This is a genomic window from Amycolatopsis sp. WQ 127309 (genome assembly GCF_023023025.1).
Lineage (GTDB): Bacteria > Actinomycetota > Actinomycetes > Mycobacteriales > Pseudonocardiaceae > Amycolatopsis.
In genome coordinates, this window is record NZ_CP095481.1 from 8,888,362 (window position 1) to 8,900,610 (window position 12,249).

Sequence of the window (12,249 nt, forward strand, 5' to 3'; positions counted from 1 at the left end):
TAAATAAAGAGCGTGAAAATGTCAACGGCGGTGCGCCGGGTGGTCCCGGAACGGCCGGAACACTGGGCCGGGAGAAGGAATCCCGCCCGGAACCTTGACGCTTGCCCGGCGCGGGATGTTAACTGCTCCTCGCTTCGACGGAACCGGTTCCGCGGCCGCCACCTGGATCGATTCCACCCCTTCGGGCTGACTGGTTCGCCGTCTCGCCGCCCGCTTCGCCCCGCTCCCCGGCTCACGGGGCCTGGCGGACGCCCCGGCCGCGGACCCGTCGCACCACCCGGACGCCGGCGCGGGCAGTGGGGCCCGCCCGGCACGCCGCCGCGCCCCGGGCGCGGCCCGCCGGAGTTTCTCCGACCGATCAGGCAGGCAGATGAGATCAACGACGTTCTCCCGGGGACGGCGGTTCCTCGCCGTCTCCACCACCCTCCTCACCGCGTTCGCCACGGCGACCGTCCTCGGTTCCACGCCGGCGCAGGCCGCCGCGTGCGGGACCACGAACCTCGCCCAGGGCCGCGCCGCGACCGCGTCGTCCACCGAAAACGGCGGCACCCCCGCGTCGAACGCGGTCGACGGGAACACGGGCACCCGCTGGTCCAGCGCGTTCAGCGACCCGCAGTGGCTCCAGGTCGACCTGGGCTCGTCGCAGCAGCTCTGTGACGTGGTGCTGACGTGGGAAGCCGCGTACGCCAAGGCGTTCACCGTCCAGCTCTCGAGCAACGGCACGAGCTGGACCGACGCCTACTCGACCACCACCGGCACCGGCGGCACGCAGACCGTGCCCGTCACCGGCACGGCCCGCTACCTGCGGGTCAACGGCACCCAGCGGGCCACCGGGTACGGGTATTCACTGTGGGAGGTCGCGGCCCACGGCACCGGCGGCGGCACCACGATCCCGCCGACCGACCCGCGCAACCCGGACCTCGGGCCGAACGTGTCGGTGTTCGACCCGTCGACCCCGGCGTCGACGATCCAGGACCGGCTGACGCAGATCGCGAACCAGCAGCACACCAACCAGTTCGGCGACCAGCGCTACGCCGTGCTGTTCAAGCCGGGCAGCTACAACGCCGACGTCAACCTCGGGTTCTACGAGCAGGTCGCCGGGCTCGGCCTCTCCCCCGACGACGTCAACCTCAACGGGCACGTCCGCGTCGAGGCGGACTGGCTGCAGCAGGGCGACAACCCGGCCAACAAGGGCAACGCGACGCAGAACTTCTGGCGCTCCGCGGAGAACCTGTCGGTGACGCTGCCGGCCGGGCAGGTCGAGCGGTGGGCGGTCGCGCAGGCCGCGCCGTACCGCCGGATGCACCTGAAGGGCAGCCAGATCCAGCTGTGGAACGGCGGTGACGGCTGGGCCAGTGGCGGCCTGATCGCCGACAGCAAGATCGACGGGCAGGCCGTCTCCGGGTCGCAGCAGCAGTTCCTGACCCGCAACAGCGAGCTCGGCAGCTGGGCGGGCGGCGTCTGGAACATGGTGTTCGTGGGCTCGACCGGCACGCCGGCGGCGTCGTTCCCGAACCCGCCGGAGACCGTCGTCAACCAGACGCCGGTCAGCCGCGAGAAGCCGTTCCTCTACGTCGACGGCTCGGGCAGCTACAACGTGTTCGTGCCCGCGCTGCGGCAGAACTCCGTCGGCACCAGCTGGGGCCACGGTGCTCCCGCCGGCTCGTCGATCTCGCTCAGCGAGTTCTACGTGGCCAAGCCGTCCGACTCGGCCGCGACGATCAACGCGGCGCTGGCGGCGGGCAAGAACCTGCTCGTCACCCCGGGCGTGTACCACCTCGACCAGGCGCTGAACGTCACGCGCCCGGACACCGTGGTGCTCGGCCTCGGCCTGGCGACCCTGCAGCCCACCAACGGCACCGCAGCCATCACGGTGTCCGATGTGGACGGTGTGAAGATCGGCGGCCTGCTGATCGACGCCGGCGCGGTCAACTCGCCGGTGCTCATGCAGATCGGGCAGCCGGGCTCGGCCGCGAACCACGCGGCCGACCCGACGTCGCTGCACGACGTGTTCTTCCGGATCGGCGGCGCCGCCGTCGGCCGGGCGACGCAGACGCTGGTGATCAACTCGAACAACGTCATCGGCGACCACATGTGGCTGTGGCGCGGTGATCACTCGAACGGCGTCGGCTGGAACGTCAACACCGCGGCGAACGGCCTGGTCGTCAACGGCGCGAACGTCACGATGTACGGCCTGTTCGTCGAGCACTACCAGCAGTACGAGGTGCTCTGGAACGGCAACGGCGGGCGCACGTACTTCTTCCAGAACGAGATGCCGTACGACCCGCCGGACCAGGCGTCCTGGTCCAGCGGTGGCGGCAGGCAGGGCTGGGCGGCGTACAAGGTGGCCGACTCGGTGACCAGCCACGAGGCCTGGGGGGTGGGCAGCTACTGCTTCTTCCAGACCAACCCGTCCATTGTGGCCAGTCATTCGTTCGAGGTGCCGAACAACGCCGGGGTCCGGTTCCACAACCTGGTCTCGGTCTCGCTCGGCGGCGTGGGCACGATCGCCCACGTCATCAACGACACGGGCGCGGCGGCGAACCAGGCCAACCAGGTGAGCCCGCTGAACAACTACCCGTGACCCGGACCGGCACTTTCACGTGAAAGTGCCGCCTGAGCCGCGCCGGAGGGCAATGGCGACCTCCGGCGCGGTCGGGTCGGGCAGCACCGCGGCGACGTAGGCGTCCGGGCGGACCAGCCAGGCCTCGCCCGGGCGCGCACCCAGCGCTCCGCCGACGGGGATCTCCACCGACCGCAGTCCCGCGGGGTCGACGCCCGGTGTTGTCAGCAGCAGGAACCCTTGCCGCGCCAGGTCTCTGACCCGGCCGGCGGGGACCTCGATGTCCGGCAGCAACACCCCGGGCCCGGGTGGCGGCAGCGTGCCGCGCGGCGGGCGTCCGGCGAACGGACGTCGCGGATCCGGCGTCGTCAACGGCGAGTCCGGGTACCAGAACGGTTCGGCGAGCCGTCCCGAGTCGACGTCGGCGTGGACACCCCCGGCCAGGACCCGGGCGCGGTGTTCGCGCCGGGCTTCGTCCTGGGGCACCAGGAAGTCCATCGTCGCCGTCGTCACCTCGGCGTTCTCCACGGCGGCCGCGTGCCGCTCGGTGTGGTAGCTCTCCAGCAGCTCCTCCCCCGCGTGCCCGCGCAGGACCCAGGCCAGCTTCCACGCGGCGTTCTCCGCGTCCGCGACCCCCGAGTTGAGCCCGCGGGCGCCGAAGGGCGCGACCAGGTGCGCGCAGTCCCCCGCCAGCAGGACGCGCCCGACGCGCATCCGCTCGACCAGCCGCGTGTGGAACCGGTAGACCGAGCGCCACACCACTTCGTACGGCCGGTCGCCGAGGATCGCCCGGATCCGCTTGTCCAGGGCGCCACCGGTTTCCTCAGTGGCGAGGTCGTAGTCGGCGGGGACCTGCCAGTCGATGCGGAACCGCGAGCCGGGGCACGGGTGGATCAGCACCTGGCGGCCCGGGTTCCACGGCGGGTCGAAGTAGAACCGCCGTTCCGCCGCCCAGCCGGGCAGGTCGGCCCGGATGTCGCAGATCAGGAACAGGTCCCGGAAGGACACGCCGTCGAGGCGCTGCCCGAGGGCTCGCCGCACCGCGTCGCCACGAGCGCCGGTGCACGCGATCGCGTAGTCGGCCTCGATCGTGCGTGGCCCGTCGGCCGTCTCGCAGCGGACTTCCACGCCGGTCCCCTGGGTCAGGCCGGTGACGCGGTGGCCGCGGCGGACGTCGATCAGCGGCTGCTCGGCGATCAGCCCGTCGAGGACCTCCTCGACGCGGGCCTGCGAGAGGTTGACGAACGGCGGCAGCGCGGACCCGCCGTCCGGCAGCTTCAGCGCGAACAGTTCGCTCTCGCGGTGGAACGTCCGCGCGGTCGTCCAGGTCAGGCCTTCCTCGACGAGACAGCCGGCGCCGAGCGACGCCCAGACGTCGAGGGTGTCCCGTTGCTGGCAGATCGCCTTGGACCCGGCGGGATCGCGCACCGGGTGCTCGTCGAGGAGCACGACCGGCACGCCCCAGCGCGCGAGCAGCAGCGCGGCCGTCTGCCCGACCGGGCCGCTGCCGAGGACGGCGACGGTCATCGTCAGTCCTGCAGCTGGTCCCAGACTTCGCGGTCGCGTTCGGCGGTCCACACCACCGGCCGCTCGATCCCGCCCAGCTCGTCCCACAGGCGGGAGACGTCGAAGGGCAGGCAGTGCTCGAAGATCGGCCAGTGGCCGTACTGGTCCACGAGCGCCGCGTGGGTGCGCTCGAAGGCCTGCTTGAGCGTGCCGCCGGCGTCGCGGACCGCGCCGACCTCGCGCAGCATCGTCGTCAGGAAGTGCCGGGTCTGCGCGATCGCGGCGTCGACGGCGTCCGCGCCGCGGCTCACCCCGCCGCGGCCGCCGATCAGCGTCTCGGCCCCGAACTCGGCGACGCGGTCCAAAGTGGACGACGACCAGTCGCGGTGGAACGCGTCCCCGGTGTACAGCGCGGCTTCGGCCTCGACCAGGTCGCCGGCGTAGAGGATCTTCTGCCGCGGCAGCCAGGCCACGAGGTCGCCCTCGGTGTGGCCGCGGCCGCAGTACTGGAGCACGAGGTCGCCGCGATCGCCGCCGAGGTCGATGGTGAGGCGGTCAGAGAAGGTGAGGGTCGGCCAGGTCAGCCCGGGCACCGATTCCGCGTTCTTCGCCAGCCGCGGCATCCGGCCGAACTCGCTCGCCCAGTCCTCCTTGCCGCGCTCGGCGACCAGGGCGCGGGTGTTCTCGTGCGCGACGATCACCTCGGCGTCGAACGCGGACGCGCCGAGCACGCGGACGGCGTGGTAGTGGCTCAACACCAGGTACCGCACGGGTTTGCCGGTGTGCTCACGCAGTTTCGCGAGCCATTCGCGTGCCGCGACGGGCGTCGCCAGCGCCTCGAAGCAGACGAGGAAGTCCTCGCCCTCGATCGCGCCGATGTTCGGGTCGCCCTCCGCGGTCAGCGCGTAGACGCCGTCCGCGAGGACCTCCAGGGTCTGCGCTTTCTCGGCCAGGTCCGCCGAGGAGGCAAAGGCTTTCTTCGTCACGACGAGCGCTCCTGTGATCAAAGGTTTGACCATCGGCCGCGGCCAGGCTAACCCGGCGGACGCCCGCGCGGAACCCCTCGTCGCCTAACCTGACCCGCATGACCGACCAGCCCGCCGACCTCGACTACCTCTCGTTCGTCGACTACGCGATCGGCAGGACGCAGGCCGAGCTGCCCTCGACGGACCCGGTCGCGATGCGCCTTGGCCTGACCCTGCACCGCCTGACGGGCGCGCTGGTCTACGACTGGGAGTCGACGGTCCACCGCCCCCGCGGCTTCAGCTGGGCGGGGTTCCGGGTGCTGTTCGTGCTCTGGCTGGCCGGCCCGCTGGAGTCACGCCACGTCGCCCGATTGGCCGGGATGAGCCGCGCGGCGGTGTCGGCGCTGGTCAAGACCCTGGAGCGGGACGGCCTGGTGACGCGCACCCAGGTCCCGCACGACCGCCGCGCGGTCAGCGTGGCGATCACGGCGAAGGGCCACGCGGCCGTCACCGACGCCTACCAGGCCCACAACGAACGCGAGCAGGCCTGGGCCGCCTCGCTGACGGCGGAGGAACGCACCGTCCTCATCGGACTCCTGGAGAAGCTCACCACCGGCCCCGCCGCGGCCAACGCCCCCCGCCTGACCTAGCCGAAGTCCGTGAATGCCACATCGAGGGACATAGTGTCCGTGAATGTGGCATTCACGGACTTCGGCAACCGGATGCGCCGGGTCAGCTGGCGATGCCGGGGAGGCTGAGCGTGTGGCCGGTCTGCTCGGCTTTCGCGCGCAGGTACCGGACGTTGCTCTCCGTCGCGTACACCCCGGTCGCAACCTGGTCGCGTACCGCGATGCCGGCCGCGCGCAGCTGGGCGGCCTTGTCCGGGTTGTTCGACAGCAGGTCCACCCGGTCCACGCCCAGCGCGCCCAGCATCTGGGCGGCGACGGTGTAGTCACGGGCGTCCTCGGGCAGGCCCAGCGCGGCGTTCGCGGCGTAGGTGTCGAGGCCGCCGTCCTGCAGCGCGTACGCGTCGAGCTTGTTGTACAGCCCGATCCCCCGGCCCTCCTGACGCAGGTACAGCAGGTACCCGCCGGCCTCGGCGATCCGCGCGACGGCTTCGGCCAGCTGCGGCCCGCAGTCGCAGCGCGCCGACCCGAAGACGTCGCCGGTGAGGCACTCGGAATGCGGCCGCACCAGCGGGACCTCGCCCGGCGTGCCCAGGACGAACGCCAGGTGCTCGCCGTCGTCGGCCAGGCCGCGGAACGTGACGGCCTCGGCGTCCACCGTGACGTCGCCGACCAGCCGGAGCGGGATCCGCACCCGCGTCCGCACCTCAGCCGTCATGCTGTCTCCCCTGGAGTCGCCCACAAGATCGACCCTACACGAAGTTCAAATTCGAACAATCTTGATACCATGGACGCATGGGCGATCCCCGGTGGCTGACCGAGCGCGAGCTGAAGACGTGGCAGGGATTCCTGATGGCGGGCACGCTGCTGACCCGCAAGGTCGAGCAGCAGCTGCGTGACGACGCCGGGCTGTCACACCCGCAGTACGAGGTCCTCGCCCGCCTGTCCGCCGCGGACGGCGAGCTGCGCATGACCGAACTGGCCGGCGCCGCGCTGACGTCGAAGAGCGGCCTGAGCTACCAGGTGGCCCAGCTGGAGAAGGCCGGCCTGGTGGGCCGCCGCTCCTGCCCCTCGGACGACCGCGGCGTCATCGCCTACCTCACCGACGAGGGCCACGCCCGCCTCCGCGCGGCCGCCGAGGGCCACGCGGAGCTGGTCCGATCACTGTTCGTCGACGGCTTGGCCCCGGAGCAGTTCACGGCACTGGCCGACGGCGTCGACGCCCTGTGCGGCCACCTCTGCACCGGGGAACCCTGCGTCGAAGCCAGCTGATCACGATCCGAGGACGCCGGCGACACCGGTCTCCCTCTAGCCGTACGCCCGCCAGGTCGTGCGGGCGCACGGCACCACCGATCACGAATCTGTCGAAAGGACCCGCGCCTTACTGTCGAGGGTCCGTGCCAAGCGGAGAACGGCCGAAAGCACGTCTCGCACGTGCTTGGTCGGCTTCTTGAGTCCCAGTCGTGCCAGGACCGCCCGGAAAAGCGCCTCTTCATCATCCCAGCCCTGCCGGCCAGCGAGTTCGGCCATGATCGTGGCGAGTTCGCGGGGCGGCACGTCGTCCAGATCGCGAGGCCCGAGATCGCGCACCCGAACCAAGGGCTGGTCCGGGAGCCGGTACGTACGGGGCCGAACGCCGGACCGCTGGAGCGGGTCGTCGGCCAGGAGGACACCACGCCGAATCGCGAGACTCACCGCGGAGTTGAGGGCCCGGGCCAGCTGAGGACCCACCCGGATGCCGCCCGACGACTGCACGTAGAGACGGTGGATGCGCTCGCCCAGCACCGGCCCCTCGACAGCCACGATCTCTCGGATGCCCTCGATCAACTGATCGCGTGAGGCTTCGGCGACCGCCGTCAATCGGCCCGAGAACGCGGAGTAGACCCCTGACACCGACTGCTGAGCGACGGCCGCAGGCGGCTCGTCCAAGCCCTGTTCGGTCGACCGAACAGGAAGATGCTCCTCGACCGGTACGACCGTCTCGACGTCGACCACGATGCCATCGGGGGCTTCCTCGGCGGGCCACTCCCAGGCTTGCGCAGAAACGACATCTGGTTCAACCGCCTCCGGCGGCGCGGGCTCGGCCTCCACGAAGGTCCCGGCCCCTTCGACGAGCGGCACCCACCCCGATGGGTGAATCTCTTCGTCACGCAGCATCTCCCACAGCCCGGAGAGCGCGTGGGCCCGGTCCACGTCGAACGCGGAGCCGGGGATGCGGAAGAAGCGCCAACCGCATCGCTCGAGGTCACGCTGACGTGCGAGATCCCGCTCGTACGCGTCGGGCCCATGCCACTGGTCGCCGTCGCACTCGACTGCCAGTCGTCCATGCGCGCCCAGCACGACAAGGTCGATCCGATACCCCAGCGCCTCGTACTGCGGGAAAACAGTGTAGCCGCGATCCACGATCCGGTTGTACACACGCTGTTCGAACAATGAGTCGAAGGGCTCGACCCGCCGATCCTCCGGCACCACTTCGCTTGATGTCCCGGTGCCCGCGTTCTGCCGCCTGCCGGTCACGCCATAGCTGTAGTCGAGCAACTGGAATCGCATGCACTCCTGATTCGGCAACTCGTCCTGCCGCACCGAGTGAAAGACCCAGACCTGGTCCTTCGCACGTGAAACGGCGACGTTGAACCGCTGAACGTACTGCTCCTGCGTCAGCGCCATCATGCGCTTGCCCGGAGCAGGCGCGGCCACCATCGACAGGAAGATCACATCCCGTTCCGAACCCTGGAAGTCCGCGGCGTCTCCGCAACGGAGATCGCGGCTCTGCCATTCCTCCTTCGGAATGCGGCCCAGCAGCTTGTTCTGGATCTCCTTCGCCTGCGTCGGACCGAGAAGCGACACCACACCGAATGTCTTCCCGTCGTAGGCGGGGTCGGCGAAGCACTTCTCGATCTGCTCGACGATCGCGTCCACCTCGACCGGGTTGCTCTTGTTCGTCACTCCTCGCTCGTAGCCGTCTTCGAGGTAGACGGCTTTCACCGGTTCGAGACGATCGGCGCCGTACTGGCGGACCGGGATGAGCCGGATGCCGTCGGGCTCGTACGCGATGCGGTTGGAGAAGCCGATGATCTCGGGTACGCATCGGCGGTGCTCGATCAGGGTGATCAGCTTGCCGTAGCGCATCTTGGCCTCGTCGAAGAGACTGCGCCGGGGATCGTGCCAGGAGTCGCGGTACCGATCAGCGGCGAGGTACTGCCGGGCGAGATCCCGCAACTGCTGCTGGTCGACGCCGACCGCCGATGGGGAGACCTGCTTGTCGTCTCCGATGACCACGATCTTGCGTGCCAGGTACTGCAAGAAGACGGCCTCGGTACCGGCCTGCGACGCCTCGTCGACCACGACCACGTCGAACATGTCCGGTCGCACGCGAAGTTGCTCGGCGATCCGGTAGATCGGCATGATCCACACGGGCACGGACGGGCGGCAACGGTCCATCGCCTTCCGGATCTCGGCACGGCGCTGATTGCGATAGAGACCGGTGTTCTTACCGGCCCTCTGGACCAGCTGCGCGTACTGGGTCAGGTCCGCGCGGGCGGTGCCGCTGAGCCGTTCCGGAGAGGCTGCGTAGTCCCAGGCGCGACGGGCGGCGACCGACTCGACCTCGTCCCGGATCCGCTGTTCGATGGCCGAGATCTCCAGCTGGACCGAGTTGACGTCGATCGCTTCCTGCTGGGCTACCCATGCGCGAGTGGCGCTCCAGTTCCAAGCCTCCCGAAAGCTCGCCAGCTTTTCCGGCCAGGCCGCGTCGTGAGGATCGGCCTCGATGGCCTGGTACAGCTCAGGAGCGGCAGTCTGCAGCTTGGCAGCGAGTTGCTCGCGGCGGTTGACCTGCTCCCGTACCTGCCCCAGGCGCGTCAGCGTCCGGAGCGCACCGGAATAGCCCTCGCGATCGCGGCTCTTGGCGGCGTCGAACAAGTCCAAGACGCAGTGGGCAGCGTCTGACCACTGCGCTGACTCACCGACGAGCCGCTCGAGTGCGACCAACGGCTTGTTCGCCGAAACCAAAGCCTCCTCGGTGGTCGCGGCGCCGGCCAAGCTCGCGTACCGCCGGACGTCGTTGAGATCGTTCCAGTCAGGAGAAGGAAGCTTCAGCCACCTCAGCCGCTGTTCCTCCGCGGCAAGGTCGTCCGCGAGTACGAGAACCCGCCTCAGCTGCGTGAGCTCCATGACATGCCACTGCAGCCGCTCCTGCAGAGTGTCCTCGGCCGGAATCACGACGTTCTCCGGCCACGCCCGGTCGAGTGCGGTCAGCACCCTGCTCCCCTCAGCCCAAGCAATGAACGTCTCGAGCTGGGGCACGGAAGCAGGCGGCAAGCCGTCGACACGCACGCTGTCGAACAGCGGTTGAGCCTGCTTGATCGTCTTGTGGGCGAACGCACCGATCTTCGGGCTTCCGTCCGCCGACGTCTTGATGCTCCCGCCGGCGGCGAGGAATTTGCCGAGTTCGCGAGCAAGGGCGACGAGCGCACCCGCGTCGCCGCCCCGAAGCGCAACATCGGCCAGCGGGCCGACCCGCGCGACCCAGCCGGTACAGGTCTCGATCAACATCGCAATCGTGCTGCCCCTGGCACGCCATTGCTCGGATCTTCCGGAGCGGATGTCACGCAACGCGTCGTCGAGCCACTGTTCACGACGGCTCAGAAGGTAGTCAGCCTCGCCGGCCAGCTTGTGCAAGCGGCCCTGGAGTTCGCCGCGCTGCTCGGGTGCCAGTTGCCGGACAGCTGCGAACGCGGCGTGTTCTTTGAGCGTGGCGTTGTGCTGGTCCGCGGCCGCAGCACCGTGCTCGACGGCGATCAACCGAGCGAATTCAGCAGCGTCGGGCACCGCTCCCACCGCGAGCAAACGCGACCGGGACTGGGGTTCGTCGGCCCGTAGACGCTCGTCGAGCAGGTATCCGTGCCATTCCTGGGCTTCACGGCTGGTCACCGGCGCCGGATCCTGTGGACCGACGGTGGTCAGGTCGAGCAACCAGCTCAGTTTCTCCCGCTCGGCGTCGAGCCGTTGAGCGATGGCCGACAGGGTGCCGCGGTAGCCGCCGTGCTCCCATGCGCGAACTTCGCGTTCGCGAGCCTGGAGCAGCCGGCTGTGCGCGCCGGCGCGATCACGGCTGAGCCGGTCCACCACCTCGAGATGCTGACGCACAGCTCGAGCGTTCTCGTCGCCGTCGTGATCACTCGCCGCGGCCGCGATCTCCTGGACAGCGAGTTTCAGGTCGGCCATGTCCTCTCGAGAGGTACCGACGACCGCGACCGAAAGTGGCTTGATCTCGTCCGGGAGCTTGTCCCGGACCTCTCGCAGCGCCCGGTCGGTGTGCGCGGTGACAAGAACTCGTTTGCCTTGTGCGAGCAGGTGGGAGATCAGTGCGGCGGCCGTGTGCGTCTTTCCGGTGCCGGGCGGCCCCTGGACCAGGGTCTGTGCGGAGGTGTCGACCCGTCGGATCACCTCCAGCTGGCGGTCGTTGACGGGCAGTGGCAGGAACGGCTCGTCGTCCACGGTCAGGATGGCCCCGTCACCCGCGAGTTCCGGCGCGGTCGGGACGTGATCCGGATCCAGCAGGGGAATCAGCCCGTCCGGCACCTCGCCTGCCTCGTCGAGCTGACCGAGAATGGTGTCGAAGATTTCGATCAGGCCCTGATGACTACGCCTTCGCAGGATCAGGGCGGGTGCGAACGCCACGACCCCGTGTTTGCCCGGAGCCGGGGATTCGTCCTGCTCCCGGTATTCACCGTCCGGGTCCAAGCTGTGCACGAGCCGGCGCGCGAAGTCCTCTGTGGCTGCCGGGTCCAGTGCGAGGCCGTCATACGCCTTGATGTCCGCACGCACTTCGTTGACCTTGTCCGGCGTCGTGACCAGCCCGGGATCGACCATGTCCAGTTCCAGCCGGAGCGGCTCGGCGGACTCGACCGGCCGGACCTGCAGCAGACCGGTCCGGTCGTCGAAGTCGATCGAGACGGCGCTGGTCAGCAGATGCCGTTTGATCCTCAGACCGTCGACGGGCTGCCAGCTCAGGCATCCGGTACCCGCGACCAGTTCGAGCTCCTCGGGACTTTCGGTGGCGGAGACGTAGATCGAGTACAGCCTGGCGTAGAGGTTCCGTGCCGGGCGGTCGACCCGTTCTTGTCCGGCCCACCGGTGCCAGCCGGGTAGCCAAGCGGAGAATCGCTTCCGTACTTCGGGGAACGCCTCCAGCTCCAGGTACGCCGGCTCTTCGACGGAGTCTCGGTCCGCGTCTCGATCGTCTTCTGCCTCGGGCTTCACTTCGACGATGCGTGTCCGGAGTGACGGCGGCTGCTCCGGGTCGTCCAGCGGCTCCGTCAACCACCGGCCGAGCTCGGCCTCCGGCTCGGGTGGCTCGACCACCAGCACTCGCTCGACCGAAAGCATCGGCGTGTCCACTCCCGCCGCGTCCCTCCGGAACGTCCTGACCGCCGGATGTACCGGTACGTCGGCGACCCAGACCACGTCGCCTTCGCGCTGGTAGACGTCGACCGAACGGACCGGGCTGGCCTTGAGCTGCTGCGCTCCGCGAAGAAATTCGAACAATCGACGCGCACGGTCCACCAACGACGTACTCATTCCACCT

The 12,249-nt window shown here is 69.5% G+C and carries 7 protein-coding genes; 3 read left to right on the forward strand and 4 right to left on the reverse strand.

Annotation, left to right across the window (positions count from 1 at the left end):
- Positions 1-370: 370 nt before the first annotated feature.
- Complete coding sequence (locus MUY22_RS39100) at positions 371-2,584, forward strand: discoidin domain-containing protein (RefSeq protein WP_247052212.1); 2,214 nt, start codon at positions 371-373, stop codon at positions 2,582-2,584.
- A 15-nt stretch (positions 2,585-2,599) separates the two neighbouring features.
- Here the strand turns inward: MUY22_RS39100 and MUY22_RS39105 are convergent, their stop codons facing one another.
- Positions 2,600-4,090: an FAD-dependent monooxygenase gene (locus MUY22_RS39105; protein WP_247052213.1), complete on the reverse strand. Its 1,491-nt coding sequence runs from the start codon at positions 4,088-4,090 to the stop codon at positions 2,600-2,602.
- 2 nt (positions 4,091-4,092) lie between these two features.
- Positions 4,093-5,055, reverse strand: a complete 963-nt coding sequence (locus MUY22_RS39110; RefSeq protein WP_247052214.1) for an MBL fold metallo-hydrolase — start codon at positions 5,053-5,055, stop codon at positions 4,093-4,095.
- Between the two features lie 98 nt (positions 5,056-5,153).
- Between MUY22_RS39110 and MUY22_RS39115 the strand changes: the two genes are divergently transcribed.
- Positions 5,154-5,684, forward strand: a complete 531-nt coding sequence (locus tag MUY22_RS39115) for a MarR family winged helix-turn-helix transcriptional regulator (protein WP_247052215.1) — start codon at positions 5,154-5,156, stop codon at positions 5,682-5,684.
- Positions 5,685-5,766: 82 nt separating this feature from the next.
- On the opposite strand, the gene ribA is transcribed toward MUY22_RS39115, so the two are convergent.
- A complete protein-coding gene (ribA, locus tag MUY22_RS39120; protein WP_247052216.1) occupies positions 5,767-6,378 on the reverse strand; it encodes a GTP cyclohydrolase II in 612 nt (203 codons plus the stop codon).
- Between the two features lie 77 nt (positions 6,379-6,455).
- Between ribA and MUY22_RS39125 the strand changes: the two genes are divergently transcribed.
- The gene (locus MUY22_RS39125; protein WP_247052217.1) at positions 6,456-6,932 is read left to right on the forward strand and encodes a MarR family winged helix-turn-helix transcriptional regulator; all 477 of its coding nucleotides are present in this window, start codon (positions 6,456-6,458) and stop codon (positions 6,930-6,932) included.
- A gap of 81 nt (positions 6,933-7,013) precedes the next feature.
- Here MUY22_RS39125 and MUY22_RS39130 read toward each other — a convergent pair whose 3' ends face one another.
- A complete protein-coding gene (locus tag MUY22_RS39130) occupies positions 7,014-12,242 on the reverse strand; it encodes an AAA domain-containing protein (RefSeq protein ID WP_247052218.1) in 5,229 nt (1,742 codons plus the stop codon).
- Positions 12,243-12,249 lie beyond the last annotated feature (7 nt).

Bases quoted from the DNA above. Each gene is read 5' to 3' on its own strand.
- ribA (WP_247052216.1), bottom strand. From the start codon at position 6,378: ATGACGGCTGAGGTGCGGACGCGGGTGCGGATCCCGCTCCGGCTGGTC.
- MUY22_RS39125 (WP_247052217.1), top strand. From the start codon at position 6,456: ATGGGCGATCCCCGGTGGCTGACCGAGCGCGAGCTGAAGACGTGGCAG.
- MUY22_RS39100 (WP_247052212.1), top strand. From the start codon at position 371: ATGAGATCAACGACGTTCTCCCGGGGACGGCGGTTCCTCGCCGTCTCC.
- MUY22_RS39130 (WP_247052218.1), bottom strand. From the start codon at position 12,242: ATGAGTACGTCGTTGGTGGACCGTGCGCGTCGATTGTTCGAATTTCTT.
- MUY22_RS39115 (WP_247052215.1), top strand. From the start codon at position 5,154: ATGACCGACCAGCCCGCCGACCTCGACTACCTCTCGTTCGTCGACTAC.
- MUY22_RS39105 (WP_247052213.1), bottom strand. From the start codon at position 4,090: ATGACCGTCGCCGTCCTCGGCAGCGGCCCGGTCGGGCAGACGGCCGCG.